Source organism: Microcoleus sp. bin38.metabat.b11b12b14.051, assembly GCF_013299165.1.
Classification (GTDB): Bacteria; Cyanobacteriota; Cyanobacteriia; order Cyanobacteriales; family Microcoleaceae; genus Microcoleus.
The window spans coordinates 84,285-105,532 of sequence record NZ_JAAFKD010000003.1; the positions used below are offsets into that span (position 1 = coordinate 84,285).

General features: G+C 45.7%; 18 protein-coding genes and 1 tRNA gene. 12 read left to right on the forward strand and 7 right to left on the reverse strand.

The genetic code is table 11. The features are described 5' to 3' along the window. The first annotated feature begins 173 nt into the window (after positions 1–173). The gene (locus QZW47_RS04760; protein ID WP_293124557.1) at positions 174–1,565 is read left to right on the forward strand and encodes a hypothetical protein; all 1,392 of its coding nucleotides are present in this window, start codon (positions 174–176) and stop codon (positions 1,563–1,565) included. 860 nt (positions 1,566–2,425) lie between these two features. Here the strand turns inward: QZW47_RS04760 and QZW47_RS04765 are convergent. Next, the gene (locus QZW47_RS04765) at positions 2,426–6,103 is read right to left on the reverse strand and encodes a PAS domain S-box protein (RefSeq protein ID WP_293124559.1); all 3,678 of its coding nucleotides are present in this window, start codon (positions 6,101–6,103) and stop codon (positions 2,426–2,428) included. 573 nt (positions 6,104–6,676) lie between these two features. Beyond that, positions 6,677–7,063 (reverse strand): AbrB family transcriptional regulator, encoded by a 387-nt coding sequence (locus QZW47_RS04770; RefSeq protein ID WP_293124561.1) that lies wholly within the window; start codon positions 7,061–7,063, stop codon positions 6,677–6,679. A gap of 269 nt (positions 7,064–7,332) precedes the next feature. Here QZW47_RS04770 and QZW47_RS04775 point away from each other — a divergent pair, with 269 nt between their 5' ends. The 4 genes from QZW47_RS04775 (at position 7,333) to pyrR (ending at position 10,105) form a co-directional block, all read left to right on the forward strand. Continuing rightward, complete coding sequence (locus tag QZW47_RS04775; RefSeq protein WP_293124563.1) at positions 7,333–7,776, forward strand: Rrf2 family transcriptional regulator; 444 nt, start codon at positions 7,333–7,335, stop codon at positions 7,774–7,776. A 37-nt stretch (positions 7,777–7,813) separates the two neighbouring features. Next, entirely contained in the window at positions 7,814–8,215 is a 402-nt protein-coding gene (locus QZW47_RS04780) for a GFA family protein (protein WP_293124565.1), read from the forward strand. A gap of 108 nt (positions 8,216–8,323) precedes the next feature. Then, positions 8,324–9,403, forward strand: coding sequence for an adenosylcobinamide-phosphate synthase CbiB (cbiB, locus tag QZW47_RS04785; protein ID WP_293124567.1), 1,080 nt, complete (start codon positions 8,324–8,326; stop codon positions 9,401–9,403). Positions 9,404–9,571: 168 nt separating this feature from the next. Next, positions 9,572–10,105: a bifunctional pyr operon transcriptional regulator/uracil phosphoribosyltransferase PyrR gene (gene pyrR, locus QZW47_RS04790; RefSeq protein ID WP_293124569.1), complete on the forward strand. Its 534-nt coding sequence runs from the start codon at positions 9,572–9,574 to the stop codon at positions 10,103–10,105. Between the two features lie 272 nt (positions 10,106–10,377). Here the strand turns inward: pyrR and QZW47_RS04795 are convergent. Further along, positions 10,378–10,450 (reverse strand) — tRNA-Ile (locus tag QZW47_RS04795). A gap of 190 nt (positions 10,451–10,640) precedes the next feature. On the opposite strand from QZW47_RS04795, the gene QZW47_RS04800 reads away from it, so the two are divergent. From QZW47_RS04800 to QZW47_RS04810, 3 genes are all read left to right on the forward strand, one after another. Beyond that, positions 10,641–11,330 (forward strand): hypothetical protein, encoded by a 690-nt coding sequence (locus QZW47_RS04800; RefSeq protein ID WP_293124571.1) that lies wholly within the window; start codon positions 10,641–10,643, stop codon positions 11,328–11,330. A 69-nt stretch (positions 11,331–11,399) separates the two neighbouring features. Next, complete coding sequence (locus QZW47_RS04805) at positions 11,400–12,875, forward strand: hemolysin family protein (RefSeq protein ID WP_366930804.1); 1,476 nt, start codon at positions 11,400–11,402, stop codon at positions 12,873–12,875. Further along, positions 12,853–12,978: a hypothetical protein gene (locus tag QZW47_RS04810; protein WP_293124573.1), complete on the forward strand. Its 126-nt coding sequence runs from the start codon at positions 12,853–12,855 to the stop codon at positions 12,976–12,978. The genes QZW47_RS04805 and QZW47_RS04810 overlap by 23 nt, the downstream gene beginning before the upstream one ends. A 347-nt stretch (positions 12,979–13,325) precedes the next feature. Here QZW47_RS04810 and QZW47_RS04815 read toward each other — a convergent pair whose 3' ends face one another. The 4 genes from QZW47_RS04815 to QZW47_RS04830 all read right to left on the reverse strand — a co-directional run bounded on the left by QZW47_RS04815 (position 13,326) and on the right by QZW47_RS04830 (position 16,340). After that, positions 13,326–13,502 carry a hypothetical protein gene (locus tag QZW47_RS04815; protein WP_293124575.1) on the reverse strand — a complete coding sequence of 59 codons (177 nt, stop codon included), beginning with the start codon at positions 13,500–13,502 and terminating at the stop codon, positions 13,326–13,328. Positions 13,503–13,570: 68 nt separating this feature from the next. Then, a complete protein-coding gene (locus QZW47_RS04820) occupies positions 13,571–13,837 on the reverse strand; it encodes a diguanylate cyclase (protein WP_293124577.1) in 267 nt (88 codons plus the stop codon). Between the two features lie 181 nt (positions 13,838–14,018). Then, positions 14,019–14,693: a 7-cyano-7-deazaguanine synthase QueC gene (gene queC / locus QZW47_RS04825; protein WP_293124579.1), complete on the reverse strand. Its 675-nt coding sequence runs from the start codon at positions 14,691–14,693 to the stop codon at positions 14,019–14,021. A gap of 258 nt (positions 14,694–14,951) precedes the next feature. Then, complete coding sequence (locus QZW47_RS04830) at positions 14,952–16,340, reverse strand: cytosine deaminase (RefSeq protein WP_293124581.1); 1,389 nt, start codon at positions 16,338–16,340, stop codon at positions 14,952–14,954. A 100-nt stretch (positions 16,341–16,440) separates the two neighbouring features. Between QZW47_RS04830 and QZW47_RS04835 the strand changes: the two genes are divergently transcribed. The 4 genes from QZW47_RS04835 to QZW47_RS04850 all read left to right on the forward strand — a co-directional run bounded on the left by QZW47_RS04835 (position 16,441) and on the right by QZW47_RS04850 (position 21,239). Further along, positions 16,441–16,593, forward strand: coding sequence for a hypothetical protein (locus tag QZW47_RS04835; RefSeq protein ID WP_293124583.1), 153 nt, complete (start codon positions 16,441–16,443; stop codon positions 16,591–16,593). Positions 16,594–16,664: 71 nt separating this feature from the next. Continuing rightward, positions 16,665–17,573: a class I SAM-dependent methyltransferase gene (locus QZW47_RS04840; RefSeq protein WP_293124585.1), complete on the forward strand. Its 909-nt coding sequence runs from the start codon at positions 16,665–16,667 to the stop codon at positions 17,571–17,573. A 1,004-nt stretch (positions 17,574–18,577) separates the two neighbouring features. After that, positions 18,578–19,486 (forward strand): class I SAM-dependent methyltransferase, encoded by a 909-nt coding sequence (locus QZW47_RS04845; protein ID WP_293124587.1) that lies wholly within the window; start codon positions 18,578–18,580, stop codon positions 19,484–19,486. Positions 19,487–19,991: 505 nt separating this feature from the next. Further along, on the forward strand, positions 19,992–21,239 hold the full coding sequence (locus QZW47_RS04850) for a GTP cyclohydrolase II (RefSeq protein ID WP_366930814.1): 1,248 nt from the start codon (positions 19,992–19,994) through the stop codon (positions 21,237–21,239). Positions 21,240–21,248: the final 9 nt, after the last annotated feature.

The following is a 21,248-nucleotide window of genomic DNA, read 5'->3' on the forward strand; positions in this document are numbered from 1 at the left end:
AAATCGAAAATCGAAAATGGTACAATAGTTGACCCCCTCGATCGCAACTTACCAAAAGGGCGATCGGGGGGGTTAACTGTCGCCACCCAAAAATCAAGTCAAATACTAAATTATTAGCTGCAAATCAGCGACGATCGCTATAATAGTGTATCGATCATCTGAGCGAGGACGCTATGCCATCTCAGGACGTTTCCTCTCAATCCGAAACACAAGAGTCAAAAATTCTACCCGAACTCACCAACAATATATTCCCCGAGGATCTCGCGCCTCAACCAACAGCTCAATCAAAAAAATCCGAGCTGACTGTTTTCGCAGCCCAAGATATAATTTACAAATTTTTTATACATCACATCAACAACTCGGCATCCGAAGTAGTTTTGCAGCAATTTAAAAAAATATTTATCGAACTGAGTCCTCCAGCTAACCCGAAACTAATTCAAGCTTTAGAAAAAATAATTGAGTTTGACAGTCAACTTGAATTTAATAACCTATTTAAACGCTGTTGTTACATCTTATTAAATAATTGGATAACTCAGAGAAAATACCAGTTTGCTCGCGACTTAATTAAAATCATTAGCGAAAGAACCCTCAGCGAACCCCGCCCGGACAACACTCTCAAAATACTGAGAGTGTGGCTGACAAACTTCGTCAACAGCCAAGACTATGAAGACCTCAAGTTATCTGTATTCAAACACGGCGAGTACCAGCCAGTAAAAAATAACTGGACTTCTCGCTATCAGCCTTATTTGCTAGCTGCTCAATATCTAGACACAAAAAACACCCCCGAAGAACGTCAAACAGCCAGACTGTTGTCGCAGCAGCTAAAAGACAAGTACAAGTTTGACCTAGCAATGTATACATCTCGCTCTCAGTCGGCCTCATTCAAATTTAAAAATTATTATAATCCCACACTTCTAGGAGATCAAGCCCTGCGTTTAATCAAAATAATTTTGGTCAATCGAGGCTCCTTGAACTATCGCAGCTTAGCCAATATATTTATCAAGCAGATTGAAAATATTACCTACAAGCAGTTTAAGGAATCTCTGATGAAGTATTTATGTTATTACGATGATAAATTTTATACTTCTGATATTTATCACCAAAAACTCATTAATAGCTTAGATAATTTTAATTCCGAAAATGACAAAGAGACTTTAAACACCAGCTTGCAGCTCAGAACTTGCAACTATTTAATCAAAAGTTTGACTGTGGAAAATTCCGGCGAACCCACAGCCTTATTCTTAATTTTTGCCGCTTACCTAAATCCTTTAACCCTAGCAATCTTAATCCTAAAAATAATTTTAATTTCGCCCTATTCCCAAAGCTACTTAGAACTTTGTTTGGCTCGATTAATTGCTTACTATCAAGATAATTCGGCTGCTGAATCTCAATGGCTAATTAATTTTTTAGAAGTTTGCCAGATAGCTCTAACTATTTATGGAGAAAATGTTCAATACAATCTAGTTAATATGTCAGATAAAAATCAAGAAGAACAGTTGTTTGTTGATCTCAATCACTGGCGAGTTTTTTCTCAACATAAACAAACTCCCAAAGAGCGAGATTAGTCATTGGTCATTAGTCATTAGTCATTAGTCATTAGTCATTTGTCATTAGTCATTTGTCATTAGTATCAGTAGGGTGCGTCACTACTAAAAATTCCTCAACTTAATCGGCAATCTAATGATGACGCACCTTACACATCTTGTGGCAAAACAACCCTCAATTTAACTGAGTATTCGTAGGGTGCGTCGCCACTAAAAATCCTTCAACTTAATCGGCAATCTCATAGCGACGCACCTTACTAGATGATTGATCAGTATTCGTAGGGTGCGTCGCCACTAAAAATCCTTCAACTTAATCGGCAATCTCATAGCGACGCACCTTACTAGATGATTGATCAGTATTCGTAGGGTGCGTCGCCACTAAAAATCCTTCAACTTAATCGGCAATCTCATAGCGACGCACCTTACTAGATGATTGATCAGTATTCGTAGGGTGCGTCGCCACTAAAAATCCTTCAACTTAATCGGCAATCTCATAGCGACGCACCTTACTAGATGATTGATCAGTATTCGTAGGGTGCGTCGCCACTAAAAATCCTTCAACTTAATCGGCAATCTCATAGCGACGCACCTTACACATCGCGTGAGTATTCGTAGGGTGCGTCGCCACTAAAAATCCTTCAACTTAATCGGCAATCTCATAGCGACGCACCTTACACATCGCGTGAGCAAATAACCCTCTATTTAACTCTGTTCAAAAAATGTGTGGCACGACTCCCACAAATAGGATAAGGATAAGGTGCGTCGCCGTCAGATTGTTGCTCTTTTTTTAGGGATTTTTCCTAGGCGACGCACCCTACGAATACTGTTGCTACTCACCCTAAAAATACTGTTTTATTTTTGGGAAGAAATGGTATTAGTTATCAGTCATTAGGTGCAATCTCCCGCTCAATTGATGCAATCAAATCGAGAATCTTTTTGTAATCAAAATTATATAAATGATTCATTAGAACGTCTGCAAAAACATGATTATCGCTGCGGATTTCATCAATTATTTTAGCCATCAAGTCGAATTCAGCCTGATGGGTGGCTTGTTTAAGATTGCTCGTCCATTCTGGGGAAAAGTTCGGTTTTGAGTCAAATGTAAATATTTCAGCATTATCCGATATTTTTTCGGTGGCGATAGTTGAATTCTCCCATAAATCCTTTACCTCAACATATGTTTCTACCGCTGGAACTAAGCTGACTGCTGTCATAACTTGAATATCAAATTTTAATACTGTGCCGCGTCCAACTTCGCTCTCTGCGGTAATATCGCCGCCCATTAATTTGATAAAATCGCGGCTGATACTTAATCCTAATCCCGTACCTTTCTGAATTTTCTTGCCCGATGAAGTTTGCACAAATAATTCAAATATACTGCCTAATTCTTCGGTTGATATACCCATTCCTGTATCTGCAATCTCAAACCAAATATTTATATTTTTTCTATTTGATTTTATAAATTCGTTTGTTGCTTGCCCAACTTTTTCTTCTGTTTTCTGTCGTACTGTTAATGTAATTCCTCCTTTTTCGGTAAATTTAAAGGCATTATCTAAAAGATTAATCAGCACTTGTCGCAACTTAACTTCATCAGTTTGGATATATTGGGGAACATCGGAGGAGCAGTTGATAATTAATGATAATCCTTTATTTTGCGCGGGGAGTTGCAACATATTTTGCACGTCGCCCAGCAAGCGGTACAAGTCAAAGTTTTTGACGTTGAGTGTCATGCGCCCCGCTTCGATTTTAGATAAGTCTAAGATTTGATTGATCAGTTGCAGCAGGTGCTCTCCGCTGCGACGAATAATTTTGATATTTTCTTTTTCCTGCAAAGTTAAATTATCGCTGGGTTCCATTAATTGAGCGAAGCCGAGAATGGCGTTGAGGGGGGTTCGCAATTCGTGGCTCATGTTGGCGAGAAATATGGTTTTAGTTTTGTTGGCGGCTTCTGCTGCTAATGCGGCTTGTTTGAGTTCTTGTTCTGCTTGTTTGCGATCGCTAATATCAAGTATTACGCCGTGCCAGACGATATCTCCATTTTCCCGCTTTTCCGGTCGAGCATAGCCTTGCAGCCATTTGAGTTGTCCCGATGCTGTCACAATCCGCCATTCGTGGGCAAATGGTTCAAGCTCAGTCGCACTTTTGACAATTGCCTCTGAGTGGTTGAGGCGATCGTCCGGGTGCATTTGTTCGTAGAGTAAAGCAGAGTTGTTTTGGATTGCCTCCGGCTCTAATTCTTGAATTTCTCGGCACAGAGGACTGATATATTCCATATTGACTGAGCCGTCGAGATGCTGCACGAATATGTAAAGTTCTCCGGGAACCGTGATCGCTAATTTGTGAAACAGAGCTTCGCTTTTTTCCAAGGCTAATTCGGCTTGTTTCCGTTGCCCGATATCAATCCCAAATCCAAACATAAAGTCAAAATTGCCATTTTCATCCAAAACCGGCGTACCGTGCCACTCGACTAACAAAGTGCGATCGCACTTTGTGAGAATCCGGTGCTCGTTAACCGTTTGCAGGCTGGCTTTGACACCTTTAAAAATCGAGTGCAATCCGGCTCGATCGCCCTCGGGTACAAATGTAGCTAAATAATCTTTGCCGATAACTTCTGCGGCACTATAGCCCACAGCTTGCAGCATACAGTCATTCGCCCGCAGGATTTTACCCTCACAGTCGATCGCCACAAAAAAGATCGGAGAATTTTCGATAATCTTTAAATTAAAGTCCCGCGATGCGCGGATAATTTTGGTAGCTTGCTTGCGCTCCTCAATTTCGAGTTCCAAGCGGGCATTGATTTGGGCTAACTCGGTGGTGCGCGAGGCTACTTTAATTTCCAGAGTCCGGTTGTAGTCAGCCAATATTTGCTCTGCGTGTTTGCGATCGGTGATATCTTGAAAAACAATAATCACATAAAGGACATTGCCCTCAGCGTCAAACACCGGCATCGATCGCACTTGCAAAGAGATAATTTTCCCACCTGGGCGAATTTCCATATCTTCAACGAGCATTGTTTCACCCTTCGCAGCCCGTGCAAACGGGGAATCCTCCATCGGGTACAGCCGATCGGTTCCTGCTACATAAAGCTGATAAGTTTCTGAGAGTTCTGTTGCGGTTGTATTTGGCATCGCCCCTTTACCCGCCAGCTCTTCTCCCACTGAATTCATAAAAATAGTGCTACCCGTCGGAGTCAGGGCTGTGACTCCAACCGGCAAGCTTTCTAACAGCTTGGCAAATTTTTCTTCACTAGACGCCAAAGCTTCAAAAGACTTTTTCAATTGAGCGGCCATTTCATTAAAAGACTCGGCTAAGTCACCGACTTCATCCAGCCTGCTGACAGCAACAGCGCGATCGAATTCTCCTGTGGCGATATCTTTAGCTGCGACTTTGAGCCGCAGCAGCGGCAGAGTCACCCACCGGGCTGTCACCACTCCGGCAATTGTCGATAGCAGCAGCGCCCCGACACAAAGTAAAATTGTAGTGCGGGTATTTTGATTAATTTGCCCCATGAAATCGGATTCGGGAACGGCGATCGCGATCAGCCAGTTCAAACCGTAACTATCAGAAAATGGCAGCACCTCTAAAAAATATGCTTTCCCATCCCGGCTAAATTTCAGTTGCTGTCGCTGGTGAATCTGACCAAAGCCTCCAAACTGTTCGTAGACATAGTTAGCTGCGGTGCGAATCACCGGACTTTGGCTGTCTAAAACATTCAGCCGTTGCACTTCCTGCTTTCGGGGCATCTTTCTAAAGGGTGATTCTTGACTGGAACTGGCAACCAGCAAGCCCGATCGTTCGATCGCAAAAATTTGTCCGGTATTGCTAAAATTAAGGCGCTGGAGATATTGCTCGATCTCCGAGAGTGAAAAATCTACGGCACAAACTCCCAGCAATTTACCGTTGCGATCGCGAATCGGTTGGCTGGCGGCAATAAACACAGTCCCGGGAGTAAAACCCCGATAAATGCTCGTCCAAATCGGTTTGTTAGCTGCGACAGCTTCTTTGTACCAAGGGCGGAGGCGGGCATCGTAGGTTCCCGCTTCTGCGTTTAATTTGCCCGTGCGAGTGCCTCTGTTGTCTGTAGCGTAGTAAATGTTGTGAGAGTTGGTAGACTTGTTAGCGGCGACAATTTGCAAGCTGTTGTTTTTCCGGTTGTGCCAAATGCCGAGATATGCTCCCGATCTTGCAGAACCGAGGGAAATCCACTGAATGCTTTTAAACGATCGCATTTGCTGCCACAGGAACTTCTCTCCCCGAATTTGGCGCCCTTCTAACTCTAAGTTTAATTCCCTGCGGTCGATCGCCTCTGCATTAAGTTGATTTACCCAGTGGGCATTTTCCAAAAAAACACTCAGCTTTTCTTCAACTCTCTTCCCCGTCTGGGCCATCAATTTCTGGGCTAGCTCTTCGACTGCTCTTTCTCCGTTACGAAAAGAAAGATATCCGACAATCCCGACTGCTGCGACGATTTGCACCACAAAACAGGCTACTAGAAGGCCGCGCAGGGGTATTTTAGTTGGCTGTTGGGAAGTTTGAAAGGCGAATCGGGGCAACGGCATAGGCTGGTGACTAATTGCTCCCTAACACTTTAACTGTTTCGGCTGATAATTTCATTTACGGGCGATCGAGGCTGCTTGCTTCGAGTCAGTCGATTTTCGATTTGAGATTGGGCGATGAATCATCTTCCCTCGAACCTCTTCGTTGTTCGAGGAACTGTCAACTGTCAACTGTCAACTGCTTTCCAATCAACTGTCAACTGTCAACTGTCAACTGCTTTCCAATCAACTGTCAACTGTCAACTCTTCGACTCCCCTCGACTTCGCGGGCGGGCAAGTCGCGAGCGCGCAAGCTGTCAACTCTTCGACTTCGCTCAGCGCAAGCTGTCAACTGTCAACTGTCAACAGCTACGCGGAAAATCCCCGCTGCTCCATAGGGATCTAGCGAGGGGCGAGAATAGGTATTCTCAGAAAATATAAAGTAGTGGCAGTGGCTTTTGTCGAGCCATTGCCATCTATAGCATCCATACTGTTTTAAGCACGCTGAAAAATTTCAGAGCCAAATCTCTGCCTGCGGTCAATGCTTCAACTCAAACCAACCTGTTCAAGCAAAAAGTCCAAGCAAAAAGTCAAGGTCTAGGCTACTTCTTCGCGATCTATTTGGCGCAGGTGAATGTGCTTGCGTCCCAAAGAGATTTCAAATTCATCTCCAGGCTGGAGTTCCATCTGTTTCGTGTAGGCTGCTCCAATCAGTAAGTTGCCGTTAGATTGAACGCTAATGCGATAGCTTGCAGAACGTCCGCCGCGTCCGTTACCGTTTTGCTTCCCGTCTAGCTGAATGCCTTCTGCATCAATCAGCGCATTCAGGAATTTCATCATGTTGACGCGTTCAACGCCGTTTTTGGTAACGGTGTAGTAGCCGCAGGCTCTAGCTTTTTCTTCCTTGGTAAGGTTCTCTAGGTCTTTGACCTTTTTGATCAGAGCTTCGCCTTCTAGGGGTTCGATATTTTTCTTTTTAGCCATTTACTGAGTCCTGAAATATTCAACTGGTGTACGGAATTTTTCTCGGTTGGTTTTGGGTTGAACCAAGAAACTTTAGCTTGATAGCCGGTCGTAAAACCATATTACACTGAACTGCTCAATTGTTAACCACTATTATCTAAATATTTTTAACAAGGTTGAGTCTTTCTTGAGGAGTAGCTGCTCTTGACTGTGCGAGCAATCTCTAAACTCGGTAGCATAAGCTATCAGCTATCAGCTAGCTGAATATTTGCCCCCGATCTTAAAATCCCATGAAGTTAACCACACGCGGACACTACAGTGTCAAAGCATTACTGGATCTAAGTTTGCAACCTCGGTTCGGGCCGACATCGGTGAAATCGATCGCCAACCGACAGGAGTTACCAGCTCCGTATCTCGAAAAATTGCTGATTGAAATGCGACGAGCCGGTTTAGTCCAATCAGTTCGCGGCTCCCAAGGAGGATATCAATTGGCCAGGGAGCCTGCTCAAATCTCTTTAGGACAAATCTTAGAGGCTGTAGGGGAAACTATTCAACCTTTACCTCGACATTCTCCCGACGCGAACCAACCAGAGGACTGGGTTACATTCAGTTTGTGGAACCGATTGCACAAAAAACTTGCCGAAGCGCTGTACAGTATTTCCCTCGAAGACTTATACTATGATGTCCGCAGTTGGCAAGCTGCTCTTGGGGAAGAAACTAGCTTTATCATTTAAATGGTAAGTTAATTTAGACGATCGCCAGCAAACAAACATGGACACAACACTTGTTACCTACTCCGGTGGCTGTCACTGCGGTGCTGTCCGCTTCACAGTCGCGGTTGACAAACACCAAGCTTCGGATTGCAACTGCTCTATCTGTAAGAAGAAAGGATTTTTGCACCTGATTGTGCCGCCGGAACGTTTTACGTTGTTGAGCGGCGAAGATGTTTTGACAACCTATACGTTTAATACAGGCACTGCTAAACATACTTTCTGCCGGATTTGTGGCATTCACTCGTTCTATCGCCCCCGATCGCATCCCGATCGATTCGATGTCAACGTCCGCTGTCTTGACTCTGATGCCATTTCTGAATTTGATATTCTACCCTTTGATGGTGTTCGTTGGGAGCATAACGTACACTTGCTGCACGACGAAAGTAATCTCAGCACTTAAAATTTGCCTTCTAAAATCCAAGTCCGCAAGAGTAACAGCAGTTAAAACCTGCGCCCTGCTCGCGGATGCTCCTGGTGGGACTGACTATCAAGTTTGAGACTATATATAATGATGTCCGATCGATTTGCTGTTTTGATTTTAGCTGCGGTATTGGATTATTCGATCGGCGATCCTTGGGGTTGGCCGCATCCAGTGCAGGCGATGGGTTGGGCGATCGAGCGCTATACTCGACTTGTCTTTAATATCTGGAATATTCCCTGTGGCAAAATGCCTCTATCTGGCGATCGTCCAACAGGCGAGGGGCACCACAGACAGCTACGATGTGCTGGTACAATACTAGCGATCGGGCTGATTCTAGGCAGTTATACTGTCAGTTTGTCGATCGTCGTTGCTGCTAGTTGGGTGCATCCTGTTTGCAGTATTGCCGTGCAGACGATTTTGCTGGCAAGTTGTTTTGCCGGTCGCAGTTTGAGAGCGGCGGCCCAAGATGTGCTAGCACCTTTAAATATGGGAGATTTAGTCAAGGCGCGAGAACGGTTGAGCCTCTACGTCGGCCGGGATACCGAAAACTTATCCGAGCCAGAAATACTCAGAGCACTGTTAGAAACAGTAACAGAGAATGCAGTCGATGGCGTGAGTGCCCCGCTATTTTATGCCCTAGTTGGGTTCGCTCTGCCGCATCTATTATTAAGTCTTACCAATTGGTCGATCGCTCCTAACTCGATGTGGTTTGAGGCGATCGTCCCCTGCGCGATCGCTTACAAAGCAGCCAGCACATTAGATTCTACAGTCGGCTACAAAGAAGCGCCATACACTGATTTAGGATGGTTTAGTGCCAAACTCGAAGACTTGCTGACGTGGATTCCTTGCCGCCTAACAGTCATTACTTTAGCCGTTATATCTGGCAAACCCACCTACATTTGGCAGATTTGTCAGAGAGATGCTGTTAAAGATGCCAGTCCCAATTCCGGTTGGAGCGAGTGCGCCTACGCGGCCATCTTGGGAGTACAGCTAGGAGGTACAAATTCCTATCGCTCAGTTGTCAAACAAAAACCGCTCTTAGGCGAACCGATTCGCCCGATCGCCCCAGAACAAATTTGTCAAGCTTTGCAATTAACTCGGTATTGCTTTCTGATTTGGTTGGCTCTATCATTGCTTGTTTGTACTGCATGGTCTTTTGTCCGCTAAGCGCATGGCGACATCAATAGATACAAACACCTCCGACAAAACTTTAGAACCCCAAAAATTGGGACGCTAGCACTTCCCACCCCAGATTCAATTCTCAAGTCAATCTCAAATGTCAAATATCAAATTGTTCGATCGGCAAACAGCCAACAATTAGCTCCCAGCAAGCCAATGACTAAAATCATCGAAATTTTATCCCCGGATGAAGTGAGGCGCACTCTCACCCGCGTCGCTTCCCAGATTGTCGAAAAATCAGGAGAGCCGTCGCAGTTAGTGCTGTTGGGAATTCATACTAGAGGAGTGCCATTGGCTCAAATGTTAGCAGCGCAAATTGAAGTTCTCGAACAAGTCAAAGTCTGCGTGGGCGCTTTGGATATTACGTTTTATCGAGATGACTTGGATCGAGTGGCGATGCGGACGCCGGCGAAAACAGAAATTCCCTTCGATTTGACCGGCAAAACAGTAGTGTTGGTAGATGACGTTATCTATAAAGGCAGAACGATTCGAGCGGCTTTGAATGCGGTAAACGATTACGGGCGGCCCGAAAAAATTTGGTTGGCCGTATTGCTCGATCGCGGCCACCGAGAAGTACCGATTCAACCGGATTTTACGGGTAAACAGTTACCGACTGCAAAGGAAGAACAAGTTAAGGTGTACGTTCAAGAAATCGACGGGCGCGACGGAGTGGAATTGATTAAGCCTTGAAATCTTGAATGTCGGTATCGGAATCATAATTTTTGGAGTGCAGTGCGATCGACCCCACCAAGCCAACATATCTTAGGAAGGAGTCGATCGATCGAATGTCTAGTTTGTCTCGATCGCGCGATAGACCTAAGAAACCGGGTTTCTACGTATATTTCTCGTTACTAAACGTAAAAATTTGTAGAAACCCGGTTTCTCGCCTCCCATGCGTCCCTGACTTGTATCTCGAAAGAAACCGGGTTTCTTGGCGCGGAGCATCTTAACTTTACTTAAAATCGGCAGTGCAGGAGTTGAACCTGCCTGGGGCGAATTATGAGTTCGCTGCCTAAACCGCTCGGCCAACTGCCGTTAAATCGACTTGCGATCTAACTTTAGAACTAATTATAACATAATTTCCCAGTCCGTGCTAGAACTAGAGAACAAAAATCAAAATGTTTAGATCTGTGAAATCCCCGATCGCCTCGAACGCCTCTGTGCTGGGGGTCGATCGACCGAAATTAGCAGTTTATACTTTGATTCGGCATAAACTTAGTAGGCAATGGCAGTGAATTCGACGGTAGTGCTGACTCTAATTCTGCTGGCTCTGATGTTTGGAGCAGGTGTGACGAGTTCTGTTTGGGGATTTACGATAGGTCGCGAAGCCTTAAAAGGAACGACTCAACCCGATGTTCGCCCCAGCAACAACGCTCGCAGCGGCAAGCAGGGAAATGTGGCTAGCAAAGAGCAAGTGAGCATTTTGAAAGAAAAAGACATTCTCAAAACCGTGAAAGCGCGGGTAGAAGGTCGCGATCCAGAGAAAACCACAGCTCAAGCAAATAATAAAGACAAAGCAAGCTCAAAACCAGCGACAGCGAAAAAAGCTGCTGCGTCAAATGCTACCGCCAAGTTTCCCCTAAATAGTCGCGACGGGGGAGTCACGCTGGAAGTGAGCGCGGCGAGTCAGCGCAGCAACTCGATGCTGCTAGACGTGAGCATGAAAAACGAAGGCTCCCAAGCTGTGAGATTTCTCTATAGTTTCTTAAACGTTACTGACAATCAAGGCCGAGCCTTGAGCGCCACAGCCGAGGATTTGCCGGCGGAACTGCCGCCCAACGGGCAGGTGTTTTACGGTACGGTGAGTATTCCCACAGCTTTGCTAGAAAATGCGAAAGAAGTTTCTTTGACTCTGACAGATTATCCCGGTCAAAAACTGCAATTGCAAATATCTGGCATTCCAGTGGCGAAGTAAGACAATCAGGAGACAAAACCTCCAGACCGATTCTCATGTTCGATCGAGAAAGTTGTTCTAGGGAGCATTGTGTCACTTTTAGGCGCCAGAGTTCAGGAGATAGCTGATTTACCCGCGATGACTTGGACAGAGGTGCTGTCGCGGTTGCTGTCAGTGCTGCTGCTGATTGCGATCAATGCTTTTTTTGTGGCGGCGGAGTTTTCGATGGTGACGGTACGCCGATCGCGCATCAATCAGTTAGTAGAAGCCGGCGATGTTCCGGCTATAACTGTTCAATCTTTGATACAAAGTATCGAGCGCTTGCTCTCGACAATGCAGTTGGGCATCACTCTATCTAGTTTAGCTCTCGGCTGGATTGGAGAAGATACGATCGCCGTGCTAGTCCGAATGTCTATCGGCTATTTACCGCTGCCAATTTACATCAAAGAGGCGATCGCCCATTCTTTGGGCATATCAATAGTAACTTTTTTCCTGCTAGCTTATCTGCAAATCGTACTCGGGGAAATCCTGCCAAAATCTGTAGCATTACTTTATTCCGAACAGCTAGCCAGAAGTTTAGGGCCTCCGAGTTTATTGATTTCCCGTTTGTTCAATCCCTTTGTGTCGTTTCTCAATCAATCCACTCGATCGCTATTGCAGCTTGCGGGACTCGAATACGACCTCAGGCATCGGCCGGTGACTTCCGAAGAACTGCAATTAATCATAGCTACTTCCAGCGAATCAAGCGGCTTGGAAGCAGAAAAGCGAGAATTGCTCAACAACGTGTTTGAATTTGGGGAAGTGTGGGTAGAAGCAGTGATGGTGCCCAGGCCGAGCATTATCGCACTTCCGAAGACGGCCACTTTTCAAACTTTGCTCGACGAAATGGCGATTTCCAACCATTCCCGCTATCCAGTTACGGGAGATTCATTAGACGATATTATCGGGATTATTGGCTTTAAACAACTGGCGCAACCCTTAGCTGAAGGTTTGCTATCTGCCGACACGCCGATCGTAACTTGGATTAGTGCGGTGAGATTTGTGCCGGAAATGATGCTGCTGGGGGAATTATTGCCTTTGATGCAGAGTTCGTCGGAAGAAATTGCGATCGTTGTTGATGAATTTGGCGGCATTTCCGGATTGGTGACGCTAAGGGATTTGATCGCGGAAATTATCGGCCGCACTTACCAGTCGTCGGACAACAAAGAAATTGCTTTGCAAGTATTGGACGATCGCACTTTTTTAGTGCAAGCGCAGTTAAATGTCGATGATGTGAATCAAATATTGAGTTTGGATTTGCCGGTAACTGACGAATATCAGACAATCGGAGGTTTTTTGAGCTATCAGTTGCAAAGAATGCCGGCTGTCGGGGAAGTTTGGCGCTGCGAAAATGCGGAACTTACGGTGGTTTCTGCGTGCGGGCCGCGCTTGGATCAAATTCAAATTCAGTTGCTGGATGGGGCGGCGGGCGATATTTTGGGTGAAATTGTAGCTGCGGGCGGGGAAGTTGTGGCGAAAGGGCGATCGAATAGCGGGTTGAGAGATGTGGCGAATTTTTCTAGTTAAGCTGGGGATGGAAAGGGCGATCGCAAATACCACAACTCTTAACTTAACAGCAATTATCTGCGAAGTGTTTAAGCCGATCGTCCTTAATTTTGTGATAGTTTAGAAGTCATTATTTTCGTTCTGCGTCGAAGGCGAAAAACAAGAACTTTATAAATCAATACGGTTCACTTAAGACTCCTTATGGTTGGAGATCCCCCTCGCATCAAGAAAGGTTGTAGCGGGACTTTAAGAGCTTTCTTGTCCCCCCCTTATTAAGCTACCGTGTACACACATCTCTGTGTAGAACCAAAATCCTCGGAGATCCCCCTAAATTCCCCTTAAGAAGGGGGACTTTGACTCCGGTTCCCCCCTTTTTCAAGGGGGGCTAGGGGGGATCTCATGAGTTGTGTGTACACCGTAGCCTTATTAAGGGGGGTTAGGGGGCATCGGTCTTAAGTGAACCGTATTGCTTTATAAATTCATCGCTACACCCACAACACCACCATATAGGCGTTTGCCTGCTCTTAGTGCTGCTTCGTCTGCTGCCCGATACAGAGTGGAATAATCTACACCATGTTCGGGATAGAAAGCTACCCCGCAAGATACTGTCAACGGAAACTTAACTTTTACATAACTGCTATCGCTCATACAAAAAAATCTTTCCAATGGGGGAAGATGAAAAAAATGCTGATTAACTGCCTGACAAATTTGCATTGCTATAAGACAACTTCTGCCATCTTTAAATTAGCAATAATAATAAATTCCTCTCCACCTGCTCGAAAGACATCAATACCATCCGGTAAATTTTGGCAAATCAACTTAGCAATCTGTTTCAATTTTTCATCGCCTTCAATATGACCGTAGCGATCGTTAAAATATATAAATCCATCTATATCTATCAAAATTATCCCAAATTGCCTTTGGTCGCCAACGAATTGAGCAAAATGAGTTTGTATTAGTCTTCGATTAGCCAATTCTGTCAAGCTATCAATATCTGAATAATTCAGCTAAAAAGCCTTCTTTTAAAATCCAACAATAAATATCAAAAATATTACCCCAAGATAACTTGTAAGGTGCATCAGGCTTGAAGCGAGTACGAAATAATTAGGGTTTGCCCTCTGACGCACCCTACTAACTACTAACTGGATCTTGCGTAAGTCATGTTTAAGCATAAAGAACCGGATCTTTCAACCCCAATTCTTCAAAAGCCGCCAACCGCAGCCGACAAGAATCGCAAACACCGCAGGCACTTTCGCCGCCTGCATAACAAGACCAAGTTTGCTCCCAAGGCACTCCCAACTTGTTACCCAATTCAATAATTTCTGTTTTTTTTAGTTCAATTAAAGGTGTTACAATTTTAATAGCTTCTCCTTCCCTTCCCTGCTTGCTTCCCAACCGAAAGACTTCCTGCATTGCTTGGATGTAATCGAGGCGACAGTCGGGATAGCCGGAATAATCTAAAGCGTTAACGCCGATGTAAATTCGCTGAGCTCCTAGGGTTTCGGCGTAGGCGAGCGCAAAGCTGAGAAAAATCGTATTTCTAGCTGGAACGTAGGTAATGGGGATGTTTTGCGACATTTCTGTCAGGTTGCGATCGATCGGCAATTCCATCTGATTGTCCGTCAAAGCCGAACCGCCCCACAGCCTCAGGTCAAAGTTTACCACCTGATGTGCCTTAACATTGGCTGAAAGTGCGATCGCCCTTGCTGATTCCAACTCCCGCCGGTGCCTTTGCTGGTAGTCAAAGGAAATCGCGTAACACTCGCAGCCGTCGGCTTTTGCTTGATACAAAACTGTTGAGGAATCCAGCCCTCCCGACAATAAAATAACTGCTTTCACTTCAAACATCCTCGATTGCATCAGGTTTTATCTTTATATCAAATCTGTTGTCAATTGACAAGATGAGACGGCGGTTGAAACCGCGTCTACAAAAACGAAGATGAGACGGCGGTTGAAACCGCGTCTACAAAAACCAACACGGTGGTTGAAACCGCGTCTACAAAAACCAACACGGCGGTTGAAACCGCGTCTACAAAAACGAAGTCCGAGCTCAGAGGGACTGAAGAAGATAAAATAATTTTAACCGCCGAGTCTTCTTCAACCCGCGTCGGCGGGTTTTGTTTGTATAGACGCGGTTTCAACCGCCGAGTCTTCCTGCAACAAATCATCTAGTTCGCGGTAATCGGGCAAAGTTGTATCAATTTCTTTACCTTGCCGCACAACTGTGCGATCGCGCTGCGACCTAGATAACAGTTCGCTGAAATTCCGCGCTTTAAACAAAATCAAATCTGCTGGTAAACCAACTTTTATTCGTCCCAAATTCGGCAATCCCATTAAGTCTGCTGGTGTCTCTGTGACTGTGCGCGGCCAATCTTCCCAAGGTCGATCTAAATGGGCGATGCGGGCTGCCATATTCAAGACTTCCAAAACATCGTGATCGCCAAATCCGTAAAACGGATCGCGACAATTGTCGCTAGCAACTGCGACGGGAATTGCTGCTGCTTTGAGTTCGTGCAGCAATGTCACTCCCCGCCAGCGCGGTGTACGCCCCGATTGTCTGTCTTGCAGATAAAGGTTGCACATCGGTAAGCTGACAATGCCAATATTTGCTTCGTTGACTAATGTCAAAGTTTCTGTTACTAATTCTGGCGGTTGTACGGCTAAACTACAGCAATGTCCGCAGATTATTTGACCGCTAAATTCATGGCGAATAGCCGTTTTTGCTACTTCCCGCAGTGTTGTTGATTTTGGATCGTCGGTTTCGTCGGTGTGGAAGTCGAGGTTTAAACCGCGTTCTTGCGCTAGGCTAAATACTCGATCGAGTTGTTTGTCTAAATCCGAATTCATGTAAGCGACGCCGCCGAGAATGCCACCGATTTCGGCAATTTTGTCGGCTAATTTTTCGCCGGCGGGTGTGAGAAAATAGTCGAGGGAAACTAGGGAAACTGCTTGCAAGATTAGCCGATCGCGCCATTCGGCTTGCAGGGCTGCAAATACTGCTAAACTAACGGTTCCCTGTTCGCCGGCTGCGTCGATGTGAGTCCGGATGGCTTTGGTTCCGTGGGCGTAGCTGCACTTGAGTCCGAACTGCATCCGCCGGTAAACATCCTCTGCATTCCAGTGTTTTTGGGCATCAGCACGCACTGCGTTGATCGCGCTAGCAAAAGTTCCATCGGGATTGGGCGATCGTTCCCAAATGTGTCCTTTGTCTAAATGGGTGTGCATATCTACAAAACACGGCAAAACTAAGCCATTGCACAAATCCACAATCGGCTTATCTACAATTGGGAATAAATCTTCTTGACTAGCCGGAATAATTTGGGCGATCGCGCCGGCGACAATTTCCAGATCCACCATACAAAAATCAATCTGTGTCCCCGCCGCCGCGGTGACACTCGAAGCTGATTGGGCGATCGATTTATGCTCTAGCAGAGACAGCGGCACGCGAGCATTTTTCAGCAAATAGTCAGATGTACTTGGCAACATTGAACTTTCTGAGTTAATATTTTCTTAAGAATTTAGCATTACCCAAAAATCCTACCGACAATCATTGTCTGTTGGGGGTAAGTTGCCTACTTGGTAACAAATGCTACTTTCTCAGTTTAACCGTTCAGACATAAAATCGCACAGGGACGATAAGGAGCGATCGCTCGCCAAGCCAAGCATCGAAACAGACGGCTTTGTCAACACAAACATTACTCGATCGGCTTGCAGGCCTGTACTCTACCTGACCAACTAATGGTAAAAAAATGCGGACTGTCCGCAACCAAAAACGACCGTTAGAAACTGCAAAAACACTGAAACTGAACCATGCAAAAATATACAAATTGCCCAGTTTGCAACTCCAACAAAATCAGCTTCCGGTACACAGCAGGAACAGCACGCCAACCGAAACAACCTCCTAAATGGTCAACTTACGGATGCGAAGATTGTGGCTTAGTATTCGTAAATCCGCGCCCGACATGGGATGAACTCGGCGATTATTACCCTGAAGGCTGGCAGTGCTACAACACTCACTCGCCAGACGAAGAAAACGAAATAAAACAAGCCAAAGAACTTAATGAATACCGACACATTCCTATCCCTGTAGGCAAGCGGCTGTTAGACGTGGGATGCGGCGGAGGTTCCATTATGCAAGTCTTCAAAAAACTCGGAGTTGAGGTAGCAGGAGTTGAACCAAGCAGCTCAGCCGCAGCCGCAGGCCGCGAAGCCGGTGTCGATATTTTTACGGGCACTGTAGAAGAATACATTGCAGCAAAAGGTACTGGCGAAAAGTTTGACGTTATCCTCTGCTCCCACGTTTTGGGCTCGACCCCTTTCCCAGTAGAAACACTCGACTGCATGAGGCAATTGCTGGCTCCTAACGGTTACATTTGGGTGGCTGTACCTAATGCTGACTCCCCCTACGCGCGGAAACTGGGCTGGCGCTGGCACAGCACCGATTATCCTTACAATTTGATCGGTTATACCCCAAAAACCTTGGGTTTAGCGGGCGAAAAGGCAGGTTTAGCAATTCAGCGCAATTACACCTACTCTTTGCCGGATGCCCTTCGTTACTCTATGTGTTTGTGGCAGCGGTATAAATGGTTTGTACCGCATAAAGCCAGTCGCTTGTTCCTTTCAGACGATCGTGTTGAGCAGTGGGCGAAGGAATTGGACTCTCGCGACGAAGGGGAAGCAATCTTAATGGAGTTCTGTCACGCTCCAACCCAGGTTTAATCCGTCGTTTTGAGCAAAAATATGAGATTTGAGATTTGTGATTGACTGCACGTTGGTCATTCCAAATCTCAAATTTTTTTTGAGTTGTTTGAGAGCGCTGAATATGAAGTCTGGTCAATCATATAGCAGTTGACAGTTGACAGAAGAGCCCCGAGCGGAGTCGAGGGGTTGACAGTTGACAGCTTGCGCTGAGCGACTTGCCCGCCCGCGAAGTCGAGCGAAGTCGAAGAGTTGCTTCGTCAAGGAAATCAAACCGTTTCTGCTACAGGCTCTAGGCTCTATTCATGAGGTTATTTATGTCCTCACCGCTGTGGCGATTGCTATACCATGATAAATTTTAGCTTAAATAATGGCAATGACTGACTGGATAATGGTTGTGAGCTGGCCTCTAGTTGCATCGTTTGCCCGCGGTAAGCTGTTCTACATTTAAATTGCGTGTCAAAAATCAATAAAACAATGAGTGGGACGATGCTCGGAGCAACGTCCCGAATTTCCAATTTAAATGCCTAACAGCTTATCACGTAATAGCCTCGATCGCGCTCTTTGAGGTACAAGTTGAGATTTCAGACGGAGGGCTGCGCGATCGCTCCCACACTGCGGCTCGAAGAATCGAACTCTCGAACAATTAAATAATGGAAGAATTGGGAGATTTAGGGATTCTTAATTAATTGTCAATATCTCATATTGATGAGGAAGCCTATAATTTTGATGCTGTTTGTAGTGACGATTTAAGTTTTATTTTTTCCCCTAGCGAGGTCAACAATTTAATGCTCAGCCATTCATCACTCACAAAATAAAAATTCAAAAATTCCGGTTTTCTTTGATTAGACTGTGTAATGGTTGTAAAGAGGCAAGCTTTGACCGAAAACCCGGTTTTTTAGCAGATATCTGGCTCCTTTTGGCGCGATTTTCGGAAAAAACCGGGTTTTTGAGCCCAAGTCCTCCTTGTATGTGTCTGTCGGCCTATACTTCCCGAACTCGCCCATCAATCACAAAACCTTACCATGCAACAACTCACAAATTGCCCTGTCTGCGATTCCCCAAAAATCAGCTTTCGCAACAAAGCGGGAGATTGCGAGCACCCTAAAGAACCGCTGCATTGGTCGCTCTTCGGCTGTGACGATTGCAGTGTGGGATTTCTCAATCCCCAACCTACCTGGCAGGAATTGATTCCTTATTATCCCCCAGATTATCTGTGCTACAACACTCACGTTGACGATGAAGACGCAGTAGCTGAAGAAGCAAAACGACAGGGCGAACACCGACACATTCCTATCCCTGTTGGCAAGCGGTTGTTGGACGTAGGATGCGGCGGAGGTTCTTTTTTACAAGTCTTAAAAAAACTGGGAGTTGACGTTAAAGGGGTTGAGCCTGGGGAATCGGCAGCAGCAGCAGCCCGCGATGCCGGACTCGATGTTTTTACAGGCACTTTGGAGGAGTATATTGCACAACACGGTACTGACGAAAAGTTTGATGTTATCACCTGTTCCCACGTTTTGATGGCAACACCAACGCCAGCACGAACGCTTGACCGTATGAGGCAATTGTTGGCACCTAACGGTTATATTTGGGTTGCCGTACCGAATGCTGAATGCGAATCGGCGCGCGTCCTCGGCTGGCGGTGGCACAGCGCTTATTTCCCCCGCAATATCATACAGTTCACTCCGAAAACTTTGAGTAAAGCAGGAGAAGTTGCTGGTTTACAAATTCGGCGACAGTCCACTTATTCTTTTCCGGCTGCGGTGGCTTATTCGCTTTGTTTGCGGTGGCGCAATCGCTGGTTTTTACCGCACAAAATTTCCAGCCGTTTCCTCTCGGATAATTATGTCAAGCGTCTGGCCCAGGAATTAGACGCGCGCAACGAAGGCGAGGCAATTTTCATGGAATTCTGCCACCCTCAAAGCCTGGATTGAGGCATTTTGACCAAAATTATTTGAGATGTGAAATTTGAGATACATTGCTGGTTAGCGGTTGGTCTCATTTTTTTTTTGCATTTGTTAAAACTTCAAAATAGGTGTTTGAATGTTGAGCTGTCTTTGGGCTTTGCTATACTGGGAAAGATTGAACTCTAAACTCCGATCCAATCCAACTCAAACCTTCTGTTGTACCGCGATCAAAAAATCGTGCTAGACAATAATTGTTAGGTTTGTTTCCTCCACTGCTGGTGTCGGGTGCGCCGCCAAGAAATTTGCGATTAATGCGATAGATTAAAAATGGCTCCACACCCTACGAATACGACATTGCATACATTTGAAAAAATGGTATTAGGCTCAAACCTAAGCCTAGATAGGGTTGTGTGTGTGTAGCGCCATTGTTTCCAGCAGGGATGCGTGTACTGTTGGTATGATGAATGACTGTTTCCGATTGCGATTTGGCTTACAACCAACAGCAGCATCCATAGTAAAAGCCAAAAAAACTGTGTCAAAACCCAAGCATATAGTTTTAACATCCCATCCCGGCAGATCTGGCACAAAACCTCTTCCCATTTACTGGGGAGAAATCGATCCCCTGAAACGAGGGCCTGTGATTGGCAGCCTCAGCAAATCCTCTCACCGGAATGCGATCGGCACTCATTCGGGTTCTTACTCTGTTTATCGAGCGCTAGCAGTGGCTTCTGGCGCGCTCCAAGCGGATCACCGCCCGGATTTTACTAACACGTCTCCGGCTGCACTCATCGGCCCGCATCCGAGTTGGGGCGATCGCAATTTGATTGTTTCTCTCGATCCCTTTGGGGGTTTGGTTAGCGAAATTTATACTTCATTTTTTCAGCAGGGATACGATATTCGACCGACAATCGCTGTTACGAAAGCTCACATTAATATGCCGGAATTGCAAGAGGCAATTGCTAAGGGACGGGTGCAAATTGATGGCAAAATAGTCAAAGAAGGTGGCAATTTAGCAGTCACTAAAATTGCGATCGATCCGGTGTGGTATTTGCCGGGAATTGCTCGGCGGATCGGAGCCCAAGAAAGCGTTCTCCGCCGTGTATTGTTCGAGCAAACAGGCGGTATGTTCTCGGATTTAGTGACGAGGCCTGATTTGCACGTTTTCTTGCCGCCCATTGGCGGAACTACAGTTTATATTATTGGCGATGTTGCGAATATTTCTGACCCCCAGAAGCAGTTGGCGGTACGGGTACACGATGAATGCAACGGTTCTGATGTGTTTAGTTCGGATATTTGCACTTGCCGCCCTTATTTGGTACACGGGATTGAAATTTGCATCCAAACTGCACAATCCGGCGGCTCTGGAGTAATTGTTTATTTCCGCAAGGAAGGCAGAGCTTTGGGGGAAGTGACGAAGTTTTTGGTGTACAATGCCAGAAAACGGCAGGAAGGTGGCGATCGCGCTGATGCCTATTTTACTCGCACTGAATGTGTTGCGGGAGTTCAAGATATGCGGTTTCAAGAATTAATGCCAGACGTGCTGCACTGGTTGGGTATCTCTCGTATTGACAGTTTAGTTTCTATGAGCGATATGAAATACAATGCCATTATCAATTCTGGCATTCAGGTGGTCGATCGCATTCCGATTCCTGAAGATTGGATTCCCGCTGACGCACAAGTCGAAATCGTCGCCAAAAAAGCCGCTGGCTACTACACACCAGACCCTGTGCCAGATGCTACAATTCTTGCAGAAGCGATCGGACGCGATTTAGGAGACTGAGATGCCAAG